This window comes from Lichenicoccus sp. (genome assembly GCF_965276875.1).
In the GTDB taxonomy this organism is placed as follows: domain Bacteria; phylum Pseudomonadota; class Alphaproteobacteria; order Acetobacterales; family Acetobacteraceae; genus Lichenicoccus.
In genome coordinates this window covers 37,308-62,519 of record NZ_OZ255701.1, presented here as the reverse complement: position 1 = coordinate 62,519, position 25,212 = coordinate 37,308, and the positions used below count along the sequence as shown (strand labels likewise).

25 protein-coding genes are annotated in these 25,212 nt (G+C 65.2%); 6 read left to right on the top strand and 19 right to left on the bottom strand.

Annotation, left to right across the window (positions count from 1 at the left end; all coding sequences use genetic code 11):
* Positions 1–198 precede the first annotated feature (198 nt).
* The 7 genes from cyoD to hslV all read right to left on the bottom strand — a co-directional run bounded on the left by cyoD (position 199) and on the right by hslV (position 6,638).
* The gene (gene cyoD, locus ACQY4K_RS00320; protein ID WP_428392422.1) at positions 199–558 is read right to left on the bottom strand and encodes a cytochrome o ubiquinol oxidase subunit IV; all 360 of its coding nucleotides are present in this window, start codon (positions 556–558) and stop codon (positions 199–201) included.
* On the bottom strand, positions 558–1,169 hold the full coding sequence (gene cyoC, locus ACQY4K_RS00315) for a cytochrome o ubiquinol oxidase subunit III (RefSeq protein ID WP_428392420.1): 612 nt from the start codon (positions 1,167–1,169) through the stop codon (positions 558–560). Before cyoC ends, cyoD begins: the two co-directional genes overlap by 1 nt.
* Positions 1,159–3,189: a cytochrome o ubiquinol oxidase subunit I gene (cyoB, locus tag ACQY4K_RS00310; protein WP_428392418.1), complete on the bottom strand. Its 2,031-nt coding sequence runs from the start codon at positions 3,187–3,189 to the stop codon at positions 1,159–1,161. Before cyoB ends, cyoC begins: the two co-directional genes overlap by 11 nt.
* On the bottom strand, positions 3,179–4,036 hold the full coding sequence (cyoA, locus tag ACQY4K_RS00305) for a ubiquinol oxidase subunit II (protein ID WP_428396255.1): 858 nt from the start codon (positions 4,034–4,036) through the stop codon (positions 3,179–3,181). The genes cyoB and cyoA overlap by 11 nt, the downstream gene beginning before the upstream one ends.
* Positions 4,037–4,297: 261 nt before the next feature.
* The gene (locus ACQY4K_RS00300; protein ID WP_428392416.1) at positions 4,298–4,744 is read right to left on the bottom strand and encodes a SufE family protein; all 447 of its coding nucleotides are present in this window, start codon (positions 4,742–4,744) and stop codon (positions 4,298–4,300) included.
* Complete coding sequence (gene hslU / locus ACQY4K_RS00295; protein ID WP_428392414.1) at positions 4,741–6,057, bottom strand: ATP-dependent protease ATPase subunit HslU; 1,317 nt, start codon at positions 6,055–6,057, stop codon at positions 4,741–4,743. Before hslU ends, ACQY4K_RS00300 begins: the two co-directional genes overlap by 4 nt.
* Complete coding sequence (gene hslV / locus ACQY4K_RS00290) at positions 6,057–6,638, bottom strand: ATP-dependent protease subunit HslV (protein ID WP_428392413.1); 582 nt, start codon at positions 6,636–6,638, stop codon at positions 6,057–6,059. Before hslV ends, hslU begins: the two co-directional genes overlap by 1 nt.
* A 68-nt stretch (positions 6,639–6,706) precedes the next feature.
* Between hslV and ACQY4K_RS00285 the strand changes: the two genes are divergently transcribed.
* The gene (locus ACQY4K_RS00285) at positions 6,707–7,132 is read left to right on the top strand and encodes a VOC family protein (RefSeq protein WP_428392411.1); all 426 of its coding nucleotides are present in this window, start codon (positions 6,707–6,709) and stop codon (positions 7,130–7,132) included.
* On the opposite strand, the gene ACQY4K_RS00280 is transcribed toward ACQY4K_RS00285, so the two are convergent.
* On the bottom strand, positions 7,115–8,002 hold the full coding sequence (locus ACQY4K_RS00280) for a diacylglycerol/lipid kinase family protein (RefSeq protein ID WP_428392409.1): 888 nt from the start codon (positions 8,000–8,002) through the stop codon (positions 7,115–7,117). The two genes, ACQY4K_RS00285 and ACQY4K_RS00280, sit on opposite strands and share 18 nt — an antisense overlap.
* A 186-nt stretch (positions 8,003–8,188) precedes the next feature.
* On the opposite strand from ACQY4K_RS00280, the gene ACQY4K_RS00275 reads away from it, so the two are divergent.
* From ACQY4K_RS00275 to ACQY4K_RS00260, 4 genes are read left to right on the top strand one after another with little or no spacing between them, the layout of a single operon-like run.
* Positions 8,189–9,019, top strand: a complete 831-nt coding sequence (locus ACQY4K_RS00275) for a UDP-2,3-diacylglucosamine diphosphatase (protein ID WP_428392407.1) — start codon at positions 8,189–8,191, stop codon at positions 9,017–9,019.
* 43 nt (positions 9,020–9,062) lie between these two features.
* On the top strand, positions 9,063–10,040 hold the full coding sequence (locus tag ACQY4K_RS00270; protein WP_428396253.1) for a glycosyltransferase family 4 protein: 978 nt from the start codon (positions 9,063–9,065) through the stop codon (positions 10,038–10,040).
* 49 nt (positions 10,041–10,089) lie between these two features.
* Positions 10,090–11,322, top strand: a complete 1,233-nt coding sequence (locus ACQY4K_RS00265; RefSeq protein WP_428392405.1) for a TCR/Tet family MFS transporter — start codon at positions 10,090–10,092, stop codon at positions 11,320–11,322.
* 30 nt (positions 11,323–11,352) lie between these two features.
* A complete protein-coding gene (locus ACQY4K_RS00260; protein ID WP_428392403.1) occupies positions 11,353–11,715 on the top strand; it encodes a hypothetical protein in 363 nt (120 codons plus the stop codon).
* Positions 11,716–11,722: 7 nt separating this feature from the next.
* Here ACQY4K_RS00260 and gltX read toward each other — a convergent pair whose 3' ends face one another.
* Genes gltX through rfbF form a run of 11 tightly spaced genes read right to left on the bottom strand, consistent with a single transcriptional unit; the run spans position 11,723 to position 23,349 of the window.
* Positions 11,723–13,054, bottom strand: a complete 1,332-nt coding sequence (gene gltX, locus ACQY4K_RS00255; protein ID WP_428392402.1) for a glutamate--tRNA ligase — start codon at positions 13,052–13,054, stop codon at positions 11,723–11,725.
* A complete protein-coding gene (locus tag ACQY4K_RS00250; RefSeq protein WP_428392400.1) occupies positions 13,051–13,434 on the bottom strand; it encodes a hypothetical protein in 384 nt (127 codons plus the stop codon). Before ACQY4K_RS00250 ends, gltX begins: the two co-directional genes overlap by 4 nt.
* Positions 13,431–14,561: a nicotinate phosphoribosyltransferase gene (locus ACQY4K_RS00245; RefSeq protein WP_428392398.1), complete on the bottom strand. Its 1,131-nt coding sequence runs from the start codon at positions 14,559–14,561 to the stop codon at positions 13,431–13,433. Before ACQY4K_RS00245 ends, ACQY4K_RS00250 begins: the two co-directional genes overlap by 4 nt.
* Positions 14,558–15,958, bottom strand: a complete 1,401-nt coding sequence (locus ACQY4K_RS00240; protein WP_428392396.1) for a class II 3-deoxy-7-phosphoheptulonate synthase — start codon at positions 15,956–15,958, stop codon at positions 14,558–14,560. Before ACQY4K_RS00240 ends, ACQY4K_RS00245 begins: the two co-directional genes overlap by 4 nt.
* Positions 15,959–15,990: 32 nt before the next feature.
* Positions 15,991–16,638, bottom strand: a complete 648-nt coding sequence (locus ACQY4K_RS00235) for a phosphatase PAP2 family protein (protein ID WP_428392395.1) — start codon at positions 16,636–16,638, stop codon at positions 15,991–15,993.
* Positions 16,628–18,232 carry a hypothetical protein gene (locus ACQY4K_RS00230; protein ID WP_428392393.1) on the bottom strand — a complete coding sequence of 535 codons (1,605 nt, stop codon included), beginning with the start codon at positions 18,230–18,232 and terminating at the stop codon, positions 16,628–16,630. The genes ACQY4K_RS00235 and ACQY4K_RS00230 overlap by 11 nt, the downstream gene beginning before the upstream one ends.
* Positions 18,233–18,240: 8 nt before the next feature.
* Positions 18,241–19,092 carry a 2OG-Fe(II) oxygenase gene (locus ACQY4K_RS00225; RefSeq protein ID WP_428392391.1) on the bottom strand — a complete coding sequence of 284 codons (852 nt, stop codon included), beginning with the start codon at positions 19,090–19,092 and terminating at the stop codon, positions 18,241–18,243.
* A gap of 12 nt (positions 19,093–19,104) precedes the next feature.
* A complete protein-coding gene (locus tag ACQY4K_RS00220) occupies positions 19,105–20,289 on the bottom strand; it encodes a class I SAM-dependent methyltransferase (protein WP_428392390.1) in 1,185 nt (394 codons plus the stop codon).
* A gap of 8 nt (positions 20,290–20,297) precedes the next feature.
* Positions 20,298–21,530, bottom strand: coding sequence for a class I SAM-dependent methyltransferase (locus ACQY4K_RS00215; protein WP_428392388.1), 1,233 nt, complete (start codon positions 21,528–21,530; stop codon positions 20,298–20,300).
* Complete coding sequence (locus tag ACQY4K_RS00210) at positions 21,527–22,576, bottom strand: NAD-dependent epimerase/dehydratase family protein (protein WP_428392386.1); 1,050 nt, start codon at positions 22,574–22,576, stop codon at positions 21,527–21,529. The genes ACQY4K_RS00215 and ACQY4K_RS00210 overlap by 4 nt, the downstream gene beginning before the upstream one ends.
* Complete coding sequence (rfbF, locus tag ACQY4K_RS00205; RefSeq protein WP_428392384.1) at positions 22,573–23,349, bottom strand: glucose-1-phosphate cytidylyltransferase; 777 nt, start codon at positions 23,347–23,349, stop codon at positions 22,573–22,575. The genes ACQY4K_RS00210 and rfbF overlap by 4 nt, the downstream gene beginning before the upstream one ends.
* Before the next feature lie 182 nt (positions 23,350–23,531).
* Here rfbF and ACQY4K_RS00200 point away from each other — a divergent pair, with 182 nt between their 5' ends.
* Entirely contained in the window at positions 23,532–24,995 is a 1,464-nt protein-coding gene (locus ACQY4K_RS00200) for a lipopolysaccharide biosynthesis protein (protein WP_428392382.1), read from the top strand.
* Positions 24,996–25,212: the final 217 nt, after the last annotated feature.

The following is a 25,212-nucleotide window of genomic DNA, read 5'->3' as shown; positions in this document are numbered from 1 at the left end:
AGCCAAATTTCGGCGGGGAGGTCATGTGGGCGCTGGCAAAGGTGAGAGCCGATAGAGCGGGGCCTGATGTCAAAGACGAACTGACCATATCGACATGAATGCCCGGCTTGTTCGGCTCTGCGTTTCCAGCGGCATGAATCATCAAGGTCCATTGCCAGAACCGACGCTCTGAGAGGCCAATGGAATTCCTGCGATGACCTACATCGGGGGCATCGGCGCGTATCGTACCATGTGGTCGCTGATATTATGCATGATCCACAACGATCCGACGATCAGGATGGCCAGTGTCACCACCGCGAAGGCAAAGGCAGTCACGTTCCAGCGCTGCTCGGAATCCGTATTCATGTGCAGGAAGCAAACCAAGTGAACGAAAATCTGCACCACCGCGAGACCAGTGATGGCGAGCAGCACGGTGCCGCGCGAAAGGCTGTTCGGCACCATCAGGAAGGCGAAGGCTGCCGCGGTCAGGATGATTGAGAGGGTGAAGCCGATGAGGTAGGTCGAGAGACTGCCGTGGCTGGCCCCTTCGAGCGTGCGCCCGTCATGAAGGTCGGCCATCAGTTCACTCCCATCAGGTAGACAAACGTGAACACGCAAATCCAGACGATATCGAGAAAGTGCCAGAACAGGCTGAGACACATCAGACGGTTCATGTAGGCACCGTCCAGGCTCGGCTTCTTGACGACGAGCTGGACCATCAGCGTCGCCATCCAGATCAGTCCACAGGTGACGTGAAAGCCGTGGGTGGCGACCAGGGTGAAGAACGACGACAGGAAGGCGCTGCGGTCCGGCCCATGTCCCTCGGCCACCAGGTGAGAGAACTCGTTGATCTCCATGCCCACGAAGCCGAGCCCGAGCAGGAAGGTCATGCCAAGCCAGCCGAGCACCAGACTACGATTATGTTTGAATGCGCCCAGCATGGCAAAGCCATAGGTGCAGCTGCTGACCAGCAGCAGGAACGTCTCGACCGCGACGTAGCGGAGATTGAAGATGTCGTGCCCCGTCGGACCGTCGGCGTATTGGTGCCGGCCGATCGCGAATGCGGCGAACAGGGTCGAGAACAGGATGCAGTCGGTCATCAGATAGAGCCAGAAGCCGAACACGGTGTTCGGCCCTGGTCCGTGGTGCTCGCCGTGATGCGGCTGCGCCGCAAGCGTCTCATGCGGCATGAGTGACGCCCTGCCTTGCATTAACATTGGGCCTTGCATCGACATCGGCGATCGCCGCGACACGCGCCGAATGTTCAGACTCGATGCGTGCGACCTCTGACGCCGGCACCCAGTAGTCGATGTCGTCGTCGAAGGAACGCCAGAGCAATGTGGCAAGCCCTCCCAGCACGCTGAGTGCCGCCAGCCACCAGATGTGCCAGATCAGCGCGAACCCCATGATCCCGGCACAGACGCTGATGATCAGGCCAGCAGATGTGTTACGCGGCATATGGATGTCTTCGTAGTCATGCGTCGCCGTGTGCACGATGCCCCGCATCTTCATGTCCTCGAAGGCATCGAGTTCATGCGCCTCAGGCGTGATGGCGAAATTATAAAAGGGCGGCGGTGAGGCGATCGACCATTCCAGGGTACGGCCCAGCCAGGGATCGCCGGTGACGTCCATGTTCTGGTGCCGGTCGCGGATGCTGACATAGATCTGGGCGACCTGAAAACCGATGCCAATCATGATCATCACGGCGCCAACAAAAGCCAGTGCCAGCCAAGGTGTCCACGCGGGGTTGTCATAGTGGTTCATGCGCCGGGTCATCCCAAGGAAGCCAAGCACGTAGAGCGGCATGAAGGCCACGTAGAAGCCCGACAGCCAGAACCAGAAGGCGAACTTGCCAAGCCGTTCATTCAGCTTGAAGCCAAACGCCTTGGGGAACCAGTAGCTGAAGCCGGCCAAGTAGCCAAACACCACGCCGCCGATGATGACGTTGTGGAAATGGGCGATCAGGAACAGGCTGTTATGCAGGACGAAGTCCGCCCCGGGCACCGCCAGCATCACACCGGTCATGCCACCGATGGTGAACGTAACCATGAACCCTACGGTCCACAGCATAGGCGTCGCATACACCACCCGGCCGCGATACATGGTGAACAGCCAGTTGAACACCTTCACGCCGGTCGGGATGGCGATGATCATGGTTGTGATGCCGAAGAAGGCGTTGACGTCGGCACCCGCCCCCATGGTGAAGAAATGGTGCAGCCAGACCACGAAGGAGAGGAAGGTGATGGCGACCGTCGCCCATACCATCGATACGTAGCCAAACAGCGGCTTTCGCGAGAAGGTCGGCACGACTTCGGAGAACACCCCGAATGCCGGCAGGATCAGGATGTAGACCTCCGGATGCCCCCAGGCCCAGATGAGGTTCACGTACATCGCCTGGTTGCCGCCACCGCTATTGGTGAAGAAGTGCATGCCCAGGTAACGGTCCAGCGTCAGCAGGCCGAGGGTCACGGTCAGGATCGGGAAGGCTGCCATGATCAGGATGCTGGTGCACAGCGCGGTCCAGGTGAACACCGGCATCTTCATGTAGGTCATGCCGGGGCAGCGCATCTTCAGGATGGTGACAAAGAAGTTGATGCCGGTCAGCAAGGTGCCGATGCCGGAGATCTGCACCGCCCAGATATAGTAGTCGACGCCGACACCGGGGCTGAAATGCAGCTCCGACAACGGCGGGTAGGCGAGCCAGCCGGTCTTGGCGAACTCGCCAATCGCCAGCGACACGTTGACCAGCCCGACACTGACCGCGGTCAGCCAGAAGCTGATCGAGTTCATGAACGGGAAGGCCACGTCGCGGGCGCCGATCTGCAGGGGGACCGCGATGTTGAGCAGCCCGATCATGAACGGCATGGCCATGAAGAAGATCATGATCACGCCATGGGCGGTGAAGATCTGGTTGTAGTGCTCGGGAGGCAGGTAGCCGGGATGGCCGTCATGCGCGAGGGCAAGCTGGCCGCGCATCATGATCGCGTCGGTAAAGCCACGCAGCATCATGACCAGGGCCAGCACGAGATACATCACGCCGATGCGCTTATGGTCGACCGAAGTCAGCCACTCACGCCAGAGATAGGGCCACTGCCGATAATAGGTGACTGCTCCCATGACGCCCAGGGCGACGATCGCCATGAAGCCCACGGCACCAAGTTCGATGGGATTATCCAGCGGGATGGCCGCCCAGGTCAGCTTACCGAGCATTGGCTTGATCCTCCTTCATCGCGGAATGAAAATGTTCCGCCTTGCCTCTGTATTTGGCAATGATATCGCCAAACATGCCGTTTTGGACGTGCGCGAAGTATGTCACGGGGTTCTTGACGCTTGGCGCCGCGACCTTGTCGTAGTCCGCCTGATCGAGTTGCGCTGGAGCCGCGCGGACTTTTGCGACCCAGTCCCCGAATTTCGCGTCAGTGGTGGCGATCGCCTTGAAGTCCATGTCGGAGAAGCCGCGGCCGCTGAAGTTGGCGGAGAGACCCGGAAACACCCCGGGCTTGTCCGCGATCAAATGCAACTGCGTCTGCATGCCCGCCATGGCATAGATCTGGCTCCCAAGGCGGGGAATGAAGAACGAATTCATTACGGTATCCGACGTAATTCGAAATTCGAGCGGGGTCCCGACCGGAAAGGCAATCTGGTTGATCGTAGCGATGCCCAGTGTGGGGTAGATAAACAGCCATTTCCAGTCCAGTGCCACCACCTCGATGGGCAGCGGCTTGGTCTTGGAGACCAGTGGCTTATAGGGATCGAGGTCGTGCGTCGTGGTCCATGTCAGAACGCCGAGGAACAGGATGATGACACAGGGGATCGCCCAGACCACTGCCTCGAGCCTGCGCGAATGCGACCAGGTCGGCGCATAGGTGGCCGCTGTGTTGGCGGCGCGGTAGCGCCAGGCGAAGAACAAAGTAAGGAATATCACCGGGATGACGACCACGAGCATCACCAGCGTCGCGGTGATGATCAGGTTTTTCTCCGCGGCACCGACGCTACCAGCGGGAGCAAGTACGCCCATCTGGCATCCGCTCAACAGAAACGTAAAGCCCAGGACCATAAGCCCCGACAGCCATCGTCCACCCAACCTCATCCCTCGCCCCTGATCCATGGCAACACGGCACATGACAATCAATCGGCCGCCCGAGCCGAAGCCCAGCGGCGGTACTTTCTGCTTGTGATCGTCAGAGCCTCGTAGGTGGTTCTCCTGCACGGCTGCGGCAAGCAGGTCAAGAACTTAAGCGGCCTGCCCGCGCATCGCCAGCGGAACCGAGCGACCATTTCCAGCGTTGCGCACGCCGCATAGCGGCGGCCGCTGTCGCTAAACTGCGACAGCCTCTCTGGCGGCGCGCTGCACGGCACGTGCCATTGAAGCAATACCATTGCCGCGATTGGTCGACAGCGCCTCCAGCAGGCCCAGATCTTGCAGAAACACCGGATCCGTGCGGAGTACCTCGTCCGGCGTGCGGCCTGAATAGACACGCAGCAACAGCGCCACCAGGCCCGAGACGATGGCGGCATCCGAGGCGCCGGCGAGATGCAGAACGCCGTTCGCGAGGTCGGCTTCCATCCAGACCTGGCTCTGACAGCCCGGGACGCGATGCGCGTCATCGGTCCAGGCCTCGGGGAACGGCGGCAGCTTGCGGCCGAGTTCAATGATATACTGGTAGCGGTCCATCCAGTCGTCGAAAACGTCCAACTCGTCGCCGATTGCGGTGATCGCCTCGGTCGCGGTGGCTTCCTGAGGGCGGACGAAGGGACTTGTCACAGGATAAAGCGGCTGAGGTCGCCCTTCTGCGCCAGCGGTGCGACCTTGTCGCGCACATAGGCGGCGTCCACATGCACCACGTCATGCGCCCGGTCGCTGGCGGTGAAGCTGACATCCTCGAGCAGGCGTTCGAGCACGGTGGCGAGCCGGCGCGCACCGATATTCTCGATGCGGTCATTGATGTCTGCGGCGAGATCGGCGAGCGCGTCAATGGCGTCCTCGCCGAAATCCAGCGTCACCTGCTCGGTGCCCATCAAGGCGATGTACTGCTTGAGCAGGCTGTGCTCGGGCTCGGTCAGGATGCGTCGCAGATCGGTGCGCGTCAGCGGCGCCAGTTCGACGCGGATCGGCAGGCGGCCCTGCAGCTCGGGCAGCAGGTCGGCGGGCTTGGCCAGATGGAAGGCGCCGGAAGCGATGAACAGGATATGGTCGGTCTTGACCGGGCCATACTTGGTGGAGACCGTGGTGCCCTCGATCAGCGGCAGCAGGTCGCGCTGCACCCCTTCGCGGGAGACGTCACCGCCACGAAAGCCGCTCTCCGAGCGCGCGCAGACCTTGTCGATCTCGTCGAGGAAGACGATGCCGTGGTCCTGGGCGTGCGCCACCGCCTCGCGGGTGAGGCTGTCATTGTCGAGCAGGCGATCGGCCTCCTCGCGGGTGAGAGCCGCCCGCGCCGCCTCAACCGTCATACGACGCGGCTGCGGCGGCTTGCCGAGCATGCCCTTCATCATCTCGCCGAGATTGATGACGCTGCCGCCCGGCATGCCGGGGATGTCCATCTGTCCGAGCGGGGAGCCCTGGCTGTCGGCGATGGCGACCTCGACCTCCTTATGTTCGAGCTCGCCGTCGCGAAGCATGCGCCGGAACTTCGACTTGGTGTCGGCACTCGCGGTCTCGCCGACCAGGGCGGCCACCAGCCGGTCCTCGGCGGCGAGCTCGGCGCGCGCCTGGACGTCACGCCGGCGGATTTCGCGCAGCATGTTCAGGCTGACCTCGACCAGGTCGCGGACGATGCTCTCGACGTCGCGGCCGACATAGCCGACCTCGGTGAACTTGGTGGCCTCGACCTTGAGGAACGGCGCCTGCGCCAGACGCGCCAGGCGCCGGGCGATCTCGGTCTTGCCGCAGCCGGTCGGCCCGATCATCAGAATGTTCTTCGGCACCACCTCGTCGCGGATGCCCTCGGCGAGCTGGGCACGACGCCAGCGGTTGCGCAACGCGATCGCCACCGCGCGCTTGGCGTCGGTCTGGCCGACGATGAAGCGGTCGAGCTCGGAGACGATCTCGCGCGGGGAATAGGTGGGGACGTCCATCAGCGGCTTTCCCCCTGCAGAGTCTCTACGATGACCGAATGGTTGGTATAGACGCAGATGTCGGCGGCGATCCGCATCGAGCGTCGGGCGATCTCCTCGGCGGACAGATCGTCGAGGGTCAGCAGGGCGCGGGCGGCGGCGAGCGCGTAGTTGCCGCCCGAGCCGATCGCGATCACCCCGTCCTCGGGTTCGAGCACGTCGCCATTGCCGGTGAGGGTATAGGAATGCTGTTCGTCGGCGACCGCCATCATCGCCTCCAGGCGGCGAAGGTAGCGATCGGTGCGCCAGTCCTTGGCGAGCTCGACACAGGCGCGCTCGAGTTGGCCCGGATAGCGATCGAGCTTGGCCTCGAGTCGCTCCAACAAGGTAAAGGCATCCGCCGTGGCGCCGGCAAACCCCGATAGGATGTTATTGTCAGGTCCGATCCGGCGGACCTTCCGCGCGTTGCCTTTGATGACGGTCTGCCCGAGCGTGACCTGCCCGTCGCCTGCCATCGCCACGTCGGTGCCGCGCCGCACGCACAGGATGGTCGTTCCATGCCAGCCAATCGGGTCATGGCCGGCGGTTTGATTGTTCTGCATGACGCCGACAGATAGGCACTTCCGACCGCCTTGCAAGCGCCGCTTTGTTCCAACCAGGAGGCCTTCCAATGTCCGGCATCCCCCGCCTAAGCCATCTTTTGGAGACATCCGTCTATGTGCGCGACCTCGACCGGGCGCAGGCATTCTACCAGGACGTTTTCGGCTTCGAGCTATTCCTGCGGGACGAGCGCATGGCCGGGCTCGCCATCCCTGGTGCGAGCATCCTGCTGCTGTTCCTGCGCGGCGCCTCGAACGCACCCACGCCAACCGACGGCGGCGGCGACATCCCGGCCCATGACGGCGGCGGCTCGGTACATCTGTGCTTCGCCATCCCGCTCGGCGAGCTTGCCGCCTGGGAGGCGCATCTCGATGCGAAGGCGATCACGGCGGAGAGCCGGATCACCTGGCCGCGTGGCGGAGTCAGCCTGTATGTGCGCGACCCCGATGACAGCCTGGTGGAACTGGCGACCCCGGGCCTATGGCCGAGCTGGTGAGGCACCGACAAGCACGTCAATTGAAGCGTTGGCGTCGCTCACGTCCAGCGGCGTGCAGCCGGCCGCGTCGCCGTCCGATTGCGCCGGCAGCCCGCCTGCGCCTGCAAACGCCACGTGGCGGGCACGCAACCTGGTCACGCCGGGGAGCCGCGCCATTCGGTTGAGCGGCAGTGCGGCGCCGGCGCGCAGAGCGGACGCGATCCCCGCGCGCTCGAACAACACCACCGAGAAACCCGGCAACCCGGGTTGTGCCTCGGGTGCCAGCATGTAGGGACCGCCATACAGCATGCCCTTGCAGACGATGACGCTGCCGGCCCGATAAGCCACACCGTCCGCCTCCAGCTCGATCGTCTCAAAGCCGTAGCGCGGCAACTCCCGGATCGTCTGCACGACATAGGCGCCGCGGCCGATGATCCGCTTTACCGGGCGTGAGAGATGATGGACCACGTGGGCGTCGAAGCCGATTCCCAGCATCTGTACGAACAGCCGGCTGCCGGCGGCGCTGCGTGCCACGCCGGGCCGCAGCGTCGCAACGCGTCCGGAGACCAGGGTCGCGGCGATCTCGCTTGCGGCAAAACCGAGTCGCAATTCGTGCGCGAGCACGTTGGCGGTGCCGAGCGGGATGATCCCGAGCCTGCCCTCTGCGCCGAGCATCCCGCCTGCCACCTCGGCAATGGTGCCATCCCCGCCCGCGGCCACGACCAGGCGCACGCCCGCGCGGGCGGCGTCGCGCGCGAGTACGCTGGCATGTCCGGGCCAACGCGTTTCCACCACCTCCAGGCGCACGCCATGCCCCATCAGGATATCGAGCACCCGCCAGAGATGATGCACGCGCCGCCGTCCAGCGGTCGGATTATGGATGACAAGCATGTCGGGGTGAGAACTCGCAGGCGATTCGAATAACGGAAGAGTATTGCGCGACGCGTACCCGAATCTGCATGACGATTATATGTCAAGCCCGAGTGATTTTCATCATCGAAACGTCATGTTTTCTGGAAAGCACCCGGCGTATAGGGCGATCGAGATGAACCCGCCTTTCCGTGAGAGCGACACAGTATGGGATCCGCCCCCTTCGAGCCGCGGCACATCGGCTACCGAAGCGTTTTCATCTCAGACCTGCATCTGGGAACGCGAGGCTGCCACGCCGACTTCCTGGCCGACTTCCTCGGCAAAATGTCCTGCGACACGCTCTATCTCGTCGGCGACATCATCGACGGCTGGCGCCTGAAGAAGTCCTGGTACTGGGACGCCCAGCACGACGAGGTGCTGCGGCTGATCCTGAGGATGGCCAGGAGCGGCACGGACGTCGTCTATATCCCGGGCAATCACGACGAGATGTTCAGAAGCTGGCTGCCGATGAAGCTGGAGATCGCCGGCGTGCGGCTCTGCCAGGATGCCGTGCACGAGACCGCCAACGGGCGTCGGTTGCTGGTGATGCATGGCGACACCTTCGACAGCGTCGTGCGTTATGCCAAGTTCCTGGCCCTCCTCGGCGACCGTGCCTACACCGCCGCCCTCGTGGTCAATCGCTGGTTCAACGCGGTGCGCCGCAGGCTCGGGCTGCCCTACCGCTCGCTGTCCGCCTGGCTCAAGCGACAGGTGAAAGGCGCGGTCAAGGCCATCGACCGGTTCGAGCACGCGCTCGCCGACGAAGCCCGCAGGCGCGGCCTGGACGGCGTCGTCTGCGGCCATATCCATCACGCCGAGATGCGCGAGATCGACGGCATCCTCTATGTCAACGACGGCGACTGGGTTGAGAGCTGCACCGCCCTGGTCGAGCATCCGGACGGCCGGCTGGAACTGATCGACTGGGCCGAACGCAACCGCCTGTCCTTCATGGAGCGGCGCCTTGCGCCAGTGCCGGCGCGTCCGGTCACCTGCGCCTGACGTGCCCTCACCGACGCGTATCCTGATCGTCTCCGATGCCTGGATGCCGCAGGTCAACGGCGTCGTGCGCACCCTTTCGACGGTGGCGGCCGAGCTGCGCCTGATGGGCCACGAGGTCGAGGTAATCGGGCCGGACCGGTTCCGGACACTCCCCTGCCCGACCTATCCCGAGATCCGGCTGTCGCTGTTCCCGGCGCGCCGTCTTGCCGCCCTGATCGGGAACTTCCGCCCCGACGCACTGCATATCGCCACCGAAGGCCCGCTCGGTCTGGCGGCACGGCGCTGGGTGCTGCGACGCCGCGGCCGCTTCACCACCTCGTTCCATACCCGGTTTGCCGAATATATCGAAGCCCGCACAAGGCTGCCCGTGGCGGTGCCTTATTGGTTCCTGCGACGTTTCCACAACGCATCCGCAGGCACCCTCGCCGCCACGGGGAGCTTGCGCCGCGACCTCGCCGCGCGCGGCTTCACCCGATTGCGTCAGTGGTCGCGCGGCGTCGACCTGGCGCGTTTTGCGACGCAGCCGCGCGAGGCGTGGGGCGTCCCCGGTCCGGTGTTCCTCTATGTCGGCAGGATCGCGGTCGAGAAGAACATCGCGGCGTTCCTGGATTTGGAGCTGCCCGGATCGAAGGTGGTGGTCGGCGGCGGTCCGCAGCTCGCCGCCCTGCGGGCGGCCTACCCGCAGGTGACCTTCACCGGCCCACGCGGCGAGGACTCACTTGCCCGTGCCTATGCCGGCGGTGACGTGTTCGTGTTCCCCAGCCGGACCGACACCTTTGGCCTGGTGGTGCTGGAGGCGCTGGCCTGCGGCGTTCCGGTGGCGGCCTATGACGTCATGGGACCGCGCGACATCCTGGCCGGTGCTGTGGGCCACGTGGGTGCCGTCGGCAAGGATCTCCGCGCTGCCTGTCTCGCCGCCCTCGACGGCGACCGCGCCGCCTGCCGGGCGCATGCCGAGCGCTTCACCTGGCGCGCCTGCGCCGAGACCTTCCGCGACAATCTGGTGCCGATGTTGTCCTGACGCCGATGTTGCCTTGACGCCGTTCGTCGCCTGTGGCTCCGCGAGGGGGATGACCTCACGCTCCGCTTCGGCTCCCTTCATCCTCGGCGTGGTCGCGCTCGACACTTTGTCGTTCGGCATCGTCATTCCGGTGCTCCCCAACCTGGTGGCCCAGGTGGCGCATGCCTCGGCATCGACCGCGTCGTTCTATGTCGGTGCGCTGTTCGCGGTGTTCTCGCTGGTGCAGTTCCTATGCGCGCCGGTGCTGGGCGGCCTGTCGGACCGGTTCGGACGGCGCCCGGTGCTGCTGGTTTCGCTCGCCGCTCTCGGCTTGAACTCGCTGTTCTGGGTTTGGGTGGACACGCTCTTCTGGCTATTTGCAATGCGGGTGTTCGCCGGCCTGTTCAGCGCCAATGCCTCGACCGCCGCCGCCTACATCGCCGACGTCACGCCGCCCGAGCAGCGGGCGCGGTATTTCGGCCTGCTGGGCGCGATGTTCGGGCTTGGCTTCATCGCGGGCCCGGTGCTCGGCGGCGTGCTCGGCGAGATCTGGATACGCCTGCCCTTCCTGGTGGGCGCCGGCCTGATCGGCTGCAACGTGCTGTATGGGCTGTTCGTGCTGCCGGAGAGCCTGCCGGTGGAGCGCCGGCGTCCCTTTGATTGGCGGCGCGCCAACCCATTCGCATCGCTCAAGGCGATCGGGCTGCATTCAGCACCATTGCGCTTGGCCTTCGCCTGGTGCTGCACCTGGTTTGCGATCGGCGCGCAATCAACGAGTTTCATCCTGTCGAACCAGATGCGCTTCGGCTGGAGCACGCTCGAGAACGGCCTGGTCCTGGCGCTGGGCGGTGCAGCCCAGGTGCTGGTGCAAGGCGTGCTGGTGCGCCGGGTGATCACCAGGCTGGGCGAGCGGCGGACCGCTTTGTGCGGCTACGGCTTCAGCATCGCCGGTTATCTGGCCTACAGCTTGGCCTTCAGGCCCTGGATGATGCTGGCGGGCCTGCCGGTGCTGGCGTTGGGCGCGCTGGCCGGGCCACCGGTGCAGTCGATGCTCTCGGCGGCGGCGGGCGCCAACCGGCAGGGCGAGCTGCAGGGCGCCCTGGCCTCGCTGCAGTCGCTGATGCTGGTCGCAGGGCCGCTGATCATGGGGACCCTGTTCGCCGACGCGACCCGGCCGGGCCGGGCGCTGCACTTTCCGGGCGCGCCGTTCCTGCTGGCGTCATTGGTCTGTCTCTGCGCGCTCCTGGTCCTGCAGGGCGGACGCGAGTCGCGCCGCCTTGCCGAAGCTGGGCGGCCAGGGTAGCTCAGCCGGCGGCAGGCTGGAGACGCAATCATGAGGGGGTGGCGCGACAAAGACGCGTGGCTAGACGGGCTGCGGATCGCCTTCTGGGGCTTTGCGTACTTCGTGTTCTATTTCGTCCAGCAGGTCACCGAGCTGGTGGCCCCCCTGGTGCTGGTGCTGGGACTGGGATGGTGGGCGCTCCCGCGCCTGGTCGAGGCGATCACCACGCATGAGGCGGCCGCCGACCAGCAGGTGCGCGACATCCTCGACAGTATCGCCGTCACCATCCCGACCGGTTTGCAGATGGCTGGGCACTGGGTCACCCCCGGCGGGCTGATCGCCAGCGGTCTGGGGCTGATGGCGATAGCGGCGATCGCCGCCACCATGTCGGCCCTCGCCGCACGCGAAATGTAGCGGCAGCTTACGCGGCGGCGTGGCGCAGCCGTCCGGCGACGCGCTCGCGGCCCATCAGCAGCAGCAATTCATGCAGTTCCGGCCCCTTCTCCTCGGCCGTAAGGGCGACCCGTAGCGGCAGGAACAGCTTGCGTCCGCGACGCCCGGACAGCTCGGCAAGGCGCTTCGTCCAAATCGACCAGACATGCTCGTCCCAGGGCTCCGTTGGCAGCGCCGACAACGCCTGGGTGAGAAATTCGCTCTCGCCTTCGAGCGGCGGCGGCACGATGCTGCCGGCGACGACATCCCACCAGTGTCGCGCCTCGCCGAGCAAGTCGAGATTGCCGCGCACCGCGAGCCAGAACGCCTCGGTGGCACCGTCCGGCAGCCGGTCGGCAACCGCCGCGAACGGGAGTGCGTGCATCACCCGCCGGTTAAGCGACAGCAACTGGTGCATGTCGAAGCGCGACGGCGAGCGCGAGGTATGACCGACATCGTACTGCGCCGCGAGTTCGGCGATGGCCAGCGGCTGCGGATCGTCCGAGGTGCCCAGACGCGCGAGATAGCCGACGAGTGCCGACGCCTCGATGCCGTCCTGTCGCAGCGCGCGCAGTGTCAGGCCGTCAAAACGCTTGGACAGCTTGCCACCCGCCGCATCGAGCAGCAGCGGCAGATGGCCGAAGCGGAAATGCCCAGGTGCCGCACCGAGGGCCAGCGCGATGTCAATCTGCACGCCGGTGTTGGTGATATGATCCTCGCCGCGCAGGATGTCGGTGATGGAGGTACGCAGATCGTCGACGACGGAGGCAAAGGCATACAGGATGGTGCCGTCGGCGCGGATCAGCACCGGATCGGAGATGGCGCTGAGCTTCACCTGCGTGCGGCCCATCACCAGATCATGCCAGACCACCGCGCCGTCGCTGAGCTTGAAGCGCCAGTAGGGGATTTTGCCGTTGGCCTCGGCCTGGGCGCGCTGCTCGGCGGTCAGGCGCAGCATCGCGCGGTCATAGATCGGCGGCCGCTTCTGACGCAGGCGCAACTCGCGCTTGGCGTGCAGCTCCTCCTCGCTTTCAAAGCACGGATAGAGCCGCCCGGAGGCACGCAGACGGTCCGCCGCCGCCGCATAGTCGGCGGTGTGCGCGGACTGTGAAAAACTCTCGTCCCAATCAAGCCCAAGCCAGCGCAGGTCATTGCGAATCGCGTCGGCGTAGGTGTCGCGCGAACGCTCGGGATCGGTGTCGTCGATGCGAAGTTGGAATGTGCCGCCATGCCGGCGCGCGTGCAGGGCATTGGCGACCGCCTGGCGCGCATTGCCGACATGCAGCAGTCCGGTGGGGCTCGGTGCGAAACGCAGTTTCAATCCGGCATCTCCTCGTCGTCGAGGTCGTCATCGTCCTCCGGCGCGCGCGGGTCGAGGGCGCGCCAGTCGCGCTCCAGCGCCGAGGCTGGGTGCGAGGCGAATTCGTCAAGTTCGTTGGCCGAGCGCCAGCCCTGCTGATCGGCTTCGATCACCTCGGCATCCTCGCCGAACGCAAACCAGCGCTGCAGCACCTCGCGCGCAGCACTGCCCGGCTCGCGGCAGAGTTCCACACTGTCGCGCACGTAGGCGCGGGCAAACGCGTTGGCATGCATCAAGGTCGGGAAGCCCTTGATCTCCTCGACGACATTATCCGCGCTGTCGGCGGAGAGGTCGATGATTCGGACCACGAAGCCGCCTTCGGGAGCAAAGACATCGCTCATGAAGGCGGATCGCGCAGCAGCAGCAGGAATTCGCGTCCGAGCTTCACCCGTGCCACGCCGTCATAGGCGACGATGTCGGCGGTGGCGTAGGTCTCCGACCAATGCTCGGGCAGGAACGAGCCGGTGCCGACCACGTCGATCGGCGCGCGGGCGTCGGCCATCACCCGGCACTTGTCGACGCCGAAACCCGACGACGCTACGATCCGCACGTCGGCAAAGCCGGCCAAGTCGAGCGCCTCGCGGGTGCGCCAGATCGCCGCCGCCGAGACGCCGGTGCCGACCAGGTGACGCAGTTCGCTGTCGGAACGGTAGCGGCGGATCGCGCCAGGGGCTCGACGCTCCAGGACGGCGTAGCTCGTTTGCGGATCCAGCCCCTCAAGGAAGCGGCCGCCATGGGTGTCGAGACGCACGGCGATGCGGCCGGCCGCCGCCAACTCGGGGAAGCGCCGGCAAACCGCGAGCGTGTCACTGATCTCGCAGCCGAAATAATCGCTGAGCACCGTAAGATCGATGTCCGGGAAGGTCTCATGGAACATCTCGGCGGCGCGCAGGGTGCTGCCGGCATAGCCGATCAAAGCATGCGGCATGGTGCCGAAGCCCGCCTCGGCCCCGTAGAAATGCGCGGTCGCGTCGTTGGCGCAGCCGACAAAACCCTTCGCCCCCTCGCGCTTTGCAGCAGTACTGCCGACGGCGGCGGCGTAGGCCATCATCTCCTGCATCTCGAAGCCGGCGCAGTGCCGCGCGTCCATGGCCAGAAAGGCCGCCTTCGGCAACGCCATGCACATCTGATAGGCGTTGTGGGCGGCGACACAGGCCGGCCCGAGCTTTTGCAGCAGCAGCGTCTCGAGGTCAGCCAGCTTGGCGAAGCTGCCGGTAATATAGAGCAGCGGTTCGCCGGCGCCGACCCAGTCGCCCTCGGCGAAGCGGGCCTCGCAGACGATCTCCGTGCCACGCTCGGCGGCGACGGTGGCGAGCCACTCGGTCATCAGCCGCGGGGCGGCCACCACCGGACGGCGCAGGAACAGCGCATAGGTGACACGCACGTCGCCGAAGTGTTCGACGATCGCGCGGGTGCGATTGAAATACGCGTCGGTGCGCGCGGTGATGTCAGCGGGCGGTGTGGTCAAGCAGCGGGCCCGCCGGCCAGCCGGCGCGAGGTCAGCTCGCCGGCGATCAGGAAGGCGAGTTCGAGCGACTGCTCGGCGTTCAGCCGCGGATCGCAGAAGGTCTCGTACCGCGCCCCCAGATCGGCCTCGGTCAGCCGGTGCGCGCCGCCCACGCATTCGGTCACGTCCTGGCCGGTCATCTCGACATGCACGCCACCGGGACGCGCGCCCTCGGCCGCGAACACGTCGAAGAAGCCGCGCACCTCGGCCAGGATCGCATCGAAGGACCGGGTCTTCACCTTGGCCGCGGTCGAGATGGTGTTGCCGTGCATCGGGTCGACCAGCCAGGTGACGCGACGCCCCGCCGTGCGCACCGCGCGCAGCAGCGGCGGCAGATGCGTGCGCACCTTCGCGGCCCCCATGCGGCTGATCAGGGTGATGCGGCCGGCCTCGTCCTCGGGGTTGAGGATGTCGAGCAGGTCCAGCAGCTCGTCAGCCGTGCTGGTCGGGCCGACCTTGATGCCGATCGGATTGTGCACCCCGCGCAGGAACTCGATATGCGCGCCATCCGCCTGCCTGGTGCGATCGCCGACCCAGAGGAAATGCGCCGAGCAGCCATACCAGTCGCCGGTAGTCGAATCGACACGCGTGAGCGCCTGCTCGTACGGCAGCAGCAGCGCCTCGTGGCCGGTGTAGAACTCGGTCTCGTTGATCTGCGGGGCATTCGGGGTTAGCCCGCAGGCTCCCATGAAGCCCAGGGTCTCGTCAATGCGCTGCGCGAGATCCTGGTAGGCGGCGGCGAGCGGCGAGCGCGCGACGAAGCCGAGATTCCAGCGATGCACCTGATGCAGGTTGGCATAGCCGCCGGAGGCGAAGGCGCGCAGCAGGTTCAGCGTCCCGGCCGACTGGAAATAGCCGGTCTCCATGCGAAGCGGATCGGCATTGCGGCTGGCAGCGTTGAAGTCCGGGCCGTTGATGATGTCGCCGCGGTAGCAGGGTAGCGTCTCGCCGCCGCGCGTCTCGGTGTCGGCGGAGCGTGGCTTGGCGAACTGCCCGGCCATCCGGCCCAGCTTGATGACCGGCACCTTGGCGCCGAAGGTCAGCACGACCGCCATTTGCAGCAGCACGCGAAAGGTGTCGCGGATGATATCGGCGGTGAACTCGCCGAAGCTTTCGGCGCACGCCCCGCCCTGCAGCACGAAGGCACGCCCCTCCGAGGCGAGCGCCAGTTGCTGCTTCAGCCGGCGCGCCTCACCGGCAAAGACCAGCGGCGGGTAGCGCCGCAGACGCGCCTCCACGCTTTCGGCTGCCGCCTGGTCGGGATAGGTCGGCGCCTGGCGGGCCGGCAGGCCGCGCCAACTCGCCGGCGACCAGCTGCGCGGATCCGCTGCTATCTTTTGGGCAAGCGAGGCATTCATCAAATGGGGTTCCGGGGCCGCGAGGGGCGCCTTTATCCCCCCAATCGGGTCGATTGTGAAGGCGACTGCCGAATGCGGTCGGCGCACAGCACGGCGTAGCCCACCGAACCGCCAACCAGGGCGCCGCCGAACAGGTCGGAGATGAAATGTGCCTGCTGGCGCACCAGCCCGTAGCAGGCGGCCAGCGAAAGCAGCAGCAGCAGCAAAAACAACCAGCGCGAGCGAGCCCAAACGAAAGGGGCGACCGCGCTCATGGCCGTCATATGCCCCGAGGGAAAGGAGCCGGACAGATAGGCAAAGAAATTATGCCATTGGGCAAAGTACCAGCGCGAGGGCGGGATACGGCCGAACCAGATCTTGAGCGCGCTGGTCAGGGTCAGCGCGATGCACAGGCTGAGCGAGGCGAGCAGGACGTCGCGCGCGAGTCCCGACAAACGCCCGACGAAGGCCGACCAGCCGCCGAGCAGCACGGTGCAGCCAAGACAGAAGACGGTAAGCGCCTCCGGGATATGGACCATGCGCCGTGCGTCTCGCGAAAAGCCCAGATGCTCGTGCACGTAGCGCGCAATCGGATGGTCGAGCGTATAGCCGGAGAGCACAAGCAGCACCAAGCCGCCGGCACTCCAGAGCAGCCAGCGACCAAACGGCCCGCGCAGCAGGATCCCGAGTTCAGCCCGCACGCGGTATCCGCGTGAGAGCGCGCGACGCAGTGCCGGAGCGCGTACCGGGCGGCGGCGGGACCGGACGCACGCCATAGATCGTCCAGTCGTTGAAGCGGTGCAGGCGTGAGACCAGCGGGCTCGACCCCAGAGCCGCGAGGAACACAGGATTGCGCACGACGAGATAGCGGACGTGATGCGCGCGCAAAGCCGCCTGTGCCCCGCCATGGTCCAGGCCGAAGCGGTCGGTAAGAAAGCCTTGCACCTTGGGGTCCCCGGCATAGGCGGCTGCCATCGGCTCATAGAAGCCGATGCGCACCGGATCGCCGGCGCCAGTGGTGATCAGCCGCGAGGGAAACCGCGAAAACGCCAGCAGGTCGAGATAGTCGAGGTTGGTGGAGCTGTCGATCACCGCCACGGCGCTGGGGTCCGCGGCTAGCCGCTTGTCGAGCCAGGTGTCGAGCGCACGCTCCTGGTGCAGGTGGTGGGTCGAATTATTGTGCAGGCCGTCACGCGCATACCAGGCACTGCGCACACCCATCGGCAGGATCGCGAGCACGAGCAGGATTGGGGCCGCGACTCGCGCCATGCCGCCCGCGCGCCACAGAAACTGCCCGATGCGCAGCGCAATCAGCGCATCAAACGGCATCATCAGCAGCGTCCAGACGCCACTCGTCCGCCAGGTCGCGGCGGTGGGAATGCTGAAGGTGATGATGCAGACCAAGCTGAAGACGACCAGCGGCACCCCGAACAGCAAGGTCCAGGTGCGTATGGTGCGCTCGCGCAGCGACAGCCAGGCCACCGCCACCAAGCCGGCGAAGGTAAGTGGATTCCAGAGCATGTCCTGGATGAAGAAGCGAAGCGGCGACCATTTGATCGCGTAGAAAGTGTTGCGGCCGAACTCACCGGTGAATTGCTGAGCCGCGACACTGAGGTTGCGCAGCGTGCCATACCAGATCAGCGAGTTCAGCCCCCAGAGCGGCGGGAAGGCGAACAGGATGAACGAGGCGGCGACCAGCGTGCGCCAGGGCAACGTGCGCGCAATCAGGCCACGATACAGCAGCAGCACTTCGAGGAAGACCGCGAACAGGCCGGATTCGAAGCGTACTGTCTCGGCGAGCAGCAAAAAGCCGCAGCCGAGCAGCAATGGGCCTGCCCGATCCGTGCGCAGCCAGCGCGCGGTTGCCGCAGCAGAGGCGGTGACCATGGCGAAGTAGTAGATGTCCGAGAGCGGCACCACGCTGAAAATCAGGCGCTGCGGTGCGAGCAGTGCCAAGAAGGCGGTGATCAGGGCAATCCTGCGATCGCCGAACAGCTCGGTCGCAAGCCAGGCGAGTGCAAGCAGGCAGAGCAGACCGGTGATCTCGACCAGCACACGCGGGGTGAAGAAGATGGAGGGGAACAGCTTCATCGCCCCGCCGACGAACAGCTTGTAGAAAGGCGGCCACAGGAACGGCTCGAGGGCGTTCGACCAGGACAGATTCCAGGCGGTAAGAATGCGCGCACTCTCGTCCGAGGTAATCCGGTAGAGCCCGGCGCTGAACAGGCCGATCTGTGCCGCGAGGGCGGCAAGTACGAGCAGCCCCAGGCAGAGGACGAAGCGTCTCTGTGTCATGGCATGGTTCAGCGGCGGCGCAACAGGCCGGCGAGCCGGTCTCGCGCGACATAGGCAATGGGGGGCACGAAGGACCGCGCGAGCGCCTTGATCCTTGTATGACGCTTACCGGGCAGGAAGGTGATGAAGCTGCTCTTCTTGATCGCCTCAGGATCCGGGCTCCAGTAGAACAACGAGATGGATTTGCGTGAGCGGTCCACCGGGCAGGTGAGCGGGTCGGCAAAGCCGTGCAGGGTCGCGTCATTGGTCTCGAAGATGACGGCGCGGTTGAACAGCGGCACGACGCTGGCGCCGGCCTGTTTGGTGGTGGCATCGCATAGATCGAGCGCGCCGCCCCAGGCCGGGTCCCAGTCGCGGTTGAGATATATGATCAGGTTGAGCCGTCGCGCCAGTGGCAGCACCGGATGCTGGGTCCAGTCGACATGCAGGTTGAGCCAGCCGCCGCGGAAGGATTCGTGCAGTCCGCCGCCATGGAACAGCGGATCGGGCACCAGGTCGGGGTGTCCCGTGACCTCTCGCAGGAAGCCCATCATCGGCTCGGCGCAGATCTGCATAAAGAAGGCCTGGGTGAAGGCAGACAGATCGGCGATGCCGCGCGAGGTCTGTTTGATCTCGTTTTCGGTGTCGTACTTGATCCAATCCCGGCCGCTCTCGCTGGGGAAGTCGGCGGTGATCCGCTCGAGCACCTCGGGATCGAAGAAATCATCAATGACGACATGCGGGTAGGGCCGCCCCGCTACGAATTGCGCGCGAAACGCGTCCTTGGCTGCCATCAGCCGCTCGATCGGGATCATCCGCGCAACAGCGGCGTCGAACGCTTCGGAGATCGGCGGGCGTTTTGATGCGATGCTCACATTCATGGTCATCAGTCCTTACGCAGCCTGCCGGGCCAGAGGCGAGGTCACGGCAAGCAGTTCAGCGCGACAGCCGAGACGATCCAACTGAGCCGCCACCTCATTCTGGTAGATCGGGTTCATCAGGATGACCCGGTCGATCGCGGCACCGCGCAACGCTTCAGGGCCGATCACCGGATGCGCGGTCACCGCGAGAAAGCTACCATGTTTTTCGGGGTTCTGGTCCACCGCCGCCTCGATCTCATCGGTAATTCCGAGCGTCGTCAGGAACGACACCGCCTTTGAGCCGCCGCCCCAGAGCACGGTACGGCGTCCGGCGCGCTTGCCGGCGGCGAGGTCGCGCGACCAGGCGGCGAGATGCTCGGGTACCTCGCGGGCAAAGCGGCGCACGAGCGAGACGATCGCGGCGAGATCGGAAGGGGGTGTCGGCGCCTGCGGCCGCGACGTGGGATGGCCTTCCACCATGAGGTATTGGCCGTCATAGTCGGACCGCACCGTGGTCACCGCGAAGCCCGCCGCCTCGAACAGGGTGCGCAAGGTGCCTGGGCAGAAATAGGAGCAATGCTCGTAATAGATGTCCCAGAAGCCGGCCTGCGCAAAGATGTGGGCTGCGTCCGGGACCTGGAAGAAGACCACGCGCGCCGGATCGTCGCCGGCCGCCTCACGCACGCCGCTGACGAATTGGCCGACCGTGTCGATATGCTCCAAGGTCATCTTGCAGGCGATGAAATCGCCCGCCGCCTCGGCGTGCTTGGCGGAATAGACATCCTTGATGATGCGAACATCGCGCGGGAGTTCGGTGCTCGGCTCGTAGGCGGGATCGAAGCCGGTGCCGCGATTGCCGCCAAGGCTCGCCAGAAGCTGGAGAAATTCGCCCTGGCCGCAGCCGATCTCGACGACGTCGCGGCCATGCAGCCCGTGCCGATCGATCAGGTCCTGGGCGAGACGGCGATGGAAGCTGTTGAACACCGAGGACGCCGCCTGGGTCGAGACGTAGTCGTGGAAATAATCCTGCTTATTGCCATCGAAGGCGGCGTTGAAGACAAAGCCGCAACTCTCGCACAGCGACAACGCGATGCGGCCGGTAGTAATCGCCCGCGCCGCCTCAGGTGTGCGCAGGACGGTGACGCTATGCACCGGCACGGCTGGGACTTCGTAGAACGGCGCACCGGCGAGGGCGCCGCAGCAGGGACAGGTCGGCATTGCGGTACTCACAGGATGACCGGCTCCGGCACCGGCACGATGAACTTGCCACCAGCCGCACGGAAGGCGGATTGCTGCTGCATGATCTCGCTGGCGAAGTTCCAGGCCAGGATCAACAGGTAGTCCGGCGGGTCGGCGGCGAGCCGGCTCGGCGGATGGATCGGCAGGTGGTTGCCGCTGTAGAACAAACCCTGCTTGTTCGGGTTGAGGTCGACCAGGTAGTCGAGTTGCGCAGGCCCAATGCCGCAATAGGCCATCAGCGTGTTCGCCTTGGCGGCAGCGCCATAGCCGACGATGCGGTGGCCCTGCGCCTTGAGGTCGGCGAGCATCGCCGTCAGTCGCTCGCGTAAGCGCCGGACCTTGCCGGCGAAGTCCGCATAGTAGGCGAATGTCCCGACACCGGCTTCGCGCTCGTCGGCCAGCATCTCGCGAACCGACGAGCCGACCTGCTCGGTACGTCCGACGAACAGCCGCAACGAGCCGCCATGGATCGCCACGCGCGCGACATCGTTGAGGAACAGTCCATGACACCGGAACAGGCGGTCCAGCGCGGTCGCCGAAAAATAGCATAGATGCTGATGATAGATCGTATCGAACTCGTTATGCGCGATCAGATCCAGCAAATAGGGGCATTCCAGCACGGCGACGCCGTCCGGCTTGAGCAGCGTGCGGATGCCCTCGACGAAATTGTTCAGGTCGGGGACGTGGGCCAGCACGTTGTTGGCAAGGAACACATCGGCTGCGACATGCTCGCTGTCCGCCAGCGTGCGGGCCAGCTCCAGGCTGAAGAAGGTGTTGAGCGTGCGCACGCCGGACTTGACGGCCGCCGCCGCGGGCCCGTCCGCGGGATCGATGCCGAGCACCTGGATGCCGGCCTCCAGGAACGGCTTGAGCATGTAGCCGTCATTGCTCGCCGCCTCGACGACGAGGCTGTCGGGCCCAAGTTGGCGGCTGCGCATGATGTCCTCGGCGCTGGCCCGGAAGTGCCGCATCAGGCTGGGCGAGACCGAGGAGTAATAAGGATAGTTGTTGCAGAACAGCACCTCGGGATCGACCGTATGGTGGATCTGCACCAACGCGCATTCCGGACAGAACATCAGGTCGAGCGGCGCCTTCGGCTCCGGCTCATTGACCTGGGCGGCGGTCATCAGCCGGTCGGCGAGGGCTGTCTCGCCGAACGACATGATCTCCTGGAGCTGCGTGCAGCCGCAGGACAGGCAGCCTTCGATGACGCTGATCATGCGCGCAGCGCTTGCGGCTGGTTAGCCCAGCGCAGGTCGCCGGCGAGTGCGCCGCTTGCGAGCAGCTCGCGCAAATGCGCGATGCGGCTGAAGCGCGGCCCCTCGAACCATTCCGCCTTGAGGCCCGCCTCGATAAAGGCGTCGCGAAGCTGGACGATCCCCTCGCGGACTGTCCAGGCCGGCTTGAAGCTTGGCACCATGCGCGCGATCTTGCCGCAATCGACGCGATAGCAGCGCGCGTCCGGTCCGGCGCCCGGCTCGAAATCGATGCGGCAGCCAGGTACCCGCTCGGCCACCATGTCGGCAATCTCGCTGATCCGGTAGTTCTCTTCGTTGCGGCCGACATTGAAGGCCTGCAGATGCACCACCTCGCGCGGCGCCTGCATGACCGCGATGAAGGCGCGGGCGATGTCCTCGATATGCACGATCGGCCGCCACGGCGTGCCGTCGCTCTTCATCAGCACCCGCCCGGTGGTCAGCGCCCAGGCGGTAAGATTGTTGACGACGAGATCGAAGCGCACCCGTTGCGAGAAGCCGTAGGCGGTGGCATTGCGCAGGAAGGTCGGGCTGAAATTGTCGGTGGCGAGCTCGGTGAGCCCTTGCTCGGAGAGGATCTTGGCGCGGCCGTAGGGTGTGACCGGGCTCGGCTCGGCGGTCTCGTCGACGAAATTGTCGCCCGCCGCGCCGTAGAGGCTGCAGGAGGACGAAAACACGAAGCGCGGGATGCCGGCGTCACGCGCCAGCCTGGCGAGGCGCATGGTGGCGTCGTGATTGATGGCGATGGTGAGCTCGGGATCGAGATTGCCGAGCGGATCGTTCGACAGTGCCGCCAGATGCAGCACGGCATCGAAGCCGCCGGCCACGTCGGCCGCGGTGACGTCGCGGATGTCGCGATCGATCGTCCGGATTTGCGCCATCTCGCCGCTGAAGGTGCAGCGGCGATAGAGATCGCTGTCCAGGCCGACAACCTCGTGGCCGGCCTGCAGCAGCAGCGGCACCAAGGCGCATCCGATATAGCCGCGATGGCCGGTGAGAAGGAGTTTCATGCGTCCGTCCAGGTCTTCCAGGGAGGATTGCCCGATTGCCAGAGGCTTTCGAGCAGGTATTTGTCGCGCAGCGTATCCATGCACTGCCAGAAGGAGTCGTGCTTGTAGGCCATCAGCTGGCCATCCTGCGCCAGGCGCTGCAGGGGCTCGCGCTCCCACTGCGTTGTGTCGTCATCGATATAATCGAAAACTTGCGGTTCGAGAACGAAAAACGCGCCGTTGATCCAACCTTCGGCGGCCATCGGCTTTTCGTTGAAGTCGCACACCCGATCGCCGTCGAAATCGAGGTGCCCGTAGCGGGCGGGCGGGCGCACCGCGGTGATGGTGGCGAGCTTGCCATGGGCGCGATGAAAGGCGAGCAGCTTGTCGAGGTCGACATCTGAGACGCCGTCGCCCCAGGTCAGCATGAAGGTCTCCTGACCGATCATCGGTGCAAGACGCCTGATGCGGCCGCCGGTCTGCGTCTCCAGGCCGGTGTCGACGAGGCTGACGTGCCAGTCAGGAGCAAGACCGTTGCGACGGGTGATTTCGCCGCTGCGCAGATGCACGTCGAGGTCGGAATGCAACGAGCTGTATTTCAGGATGTAGTCCTTGATGTATTGGCCCTTGTAGCCGAGCGCGATAACGAACGCGTTGTGCCCGAAATGCGCGTAGTGGCGCATGATGTGCCAGATGATCGGCATGCCGCCGATCTCCACCATCGGCTTCGGCCTGATTTCGGTTTCCTCGACGATGCGGGTGCCCTTGCCGCCTGCCAAAATCGCTACTTTCATGCGCTTCCAACTTCCATATTCAACAGAGGCTGTGTAAGAACCGGGTGTGACAACAAAATACTCGGGAAACCCAAACTACCCGCCAAATCGTTACGGACAGGTTACGGAAAGGATCGGGCGCGTGCAATATCATATAATCGGCTTGGCTGTCGCCCGCGAACCTTCGCGTGCTTGAAAGACGCATGAAGACCGTCTCCGTACGGCACGATGGGGCACGCGGCGGCATGCTCGGGAGTGCTGCCTGGTCGGCGATCGACTATTGGACGCAGCAGATCACCGCCCTGATGGTCTTCATCGTAGTCGGCAACATCATCGGCCCGGCCGCGGTCGGCGTGATGACGCTTGCACTCCTGGCGATGACGCTGATGATGACGTTGCTGCTCGATGGCCTGTCCGATGCGCTGATTCAGCGCGAGAGCGTCAGTGCTGCGGATTTCGACACCCTGTTCTGGCTGCTGCTGGGATGCGGCTGTATCGCAGGCTTGGTCATGGCGGGGTCCGGCTGGCCGCTGTCGCTGCTGTTTGCGCAACCCGAACTGCGGCTGGTGCTGCCGCTTCTGGCGATCTGCCTGCCTTTTGTCGGCATTACCGCAACCTATCACGGCGTATTGCAACGCGAGCTGCGGTTCCGCACCTTGGCAATCCGCACGGTGATCTCGCAACTGGCCGGGTTTGCCACCGCGGTGGTGCTTGCCAGACGTGGTTTCGGCCCCTACAGCCTCGTGGGGTATTATCTGGTTGCCCGCATTCTCGAGGCGACCCTGGTGATGCCGGTCAGTGGCATCTGGCCCGGTCGGCAGGTCAGCCGCAAGGCCTGCGCCGAGATCATCGGTTTCGGCAGGCACCGGGTTGGCAACCAGTTGCTTGGCTTCGTCGTCATGCAGGTCGACCGGTTCTCGGCGGGTCTGTTCCTGAGTGCCGCCGCGGTGGGCATCTATTCCCTGGCCGAGCGGATCAGCAGCGCCCTGATCAACGGACTGTCGGGCGTTGTCGGCCGTGTCGCCTTTCCGACCTTCGCAGCGCGCCAGAGTGACCCGGCAGCGCTGAGTGCCAAGCTGCTCGAGTTCATGACCGGGGTTGCGGTGGTGGCGTTGCCGACCTTCGCCGGCGTCGCCGCGACAAGTCCGCAGATCGTGGCGACCTTGCTCGATCCCAGATGGCAGCCCGCGGGACCGCTGCTCGCCATCGTGGCGCTCTCGGGTATCGCGCATTCGTCGAACTACCTTTTGACCGCCGCGGTCAATGCCCGCGGCAGACCGGACATACCGGTGCGATACAGCATCGTTATTGTTGTAGCCCGTCTGTTGACCAGCCTGCCCGCCGCCTGGCTCGGCGGTGTGACCGCCATCGCCTGGGCGAACCTGATCGTCACCAGCCTATCCGCGCCCGTGGTCGTGATGTTCGTACGCGCGCAGCTCCCCGGCGTCGCCCGTCTCGTGTTCAAGGGCGCGCTCTTCCCAGCCATCGCCACGCTGGGCATGGTTGGTGTCGTGCTGGCGGCCGGGAGCCTCCTCGAAGGACTGCCAGCTTTTGTCCTGCTCGGGGTGAAAATCCTGGCCGGTATGGTCTCCTATCCAGTCTTCCTGCTGCTGCTGGCTCCCAGGGAGCTCAGGGGTCGCCTTCTTGGGCTTGTGCGGCGACAATGACGGCAGGCTGCCGGGTCGGAGCTTGCGGCTGGCACCGAGCAATGCGTGCTTGAGACCACGCAGCGAGACAAACATCTTGGGGCTCAAGGTGCGGATAAGATCGCGCACCACGTCGCCGAAATGCCCGTCGCTGCCCCACCAGAGCAGAAGCTGCAGGTAGCATGCGAGACGACCAAACGGCGACGGAACGGTCTTGTGCACCAGCCCCCAATAGCGA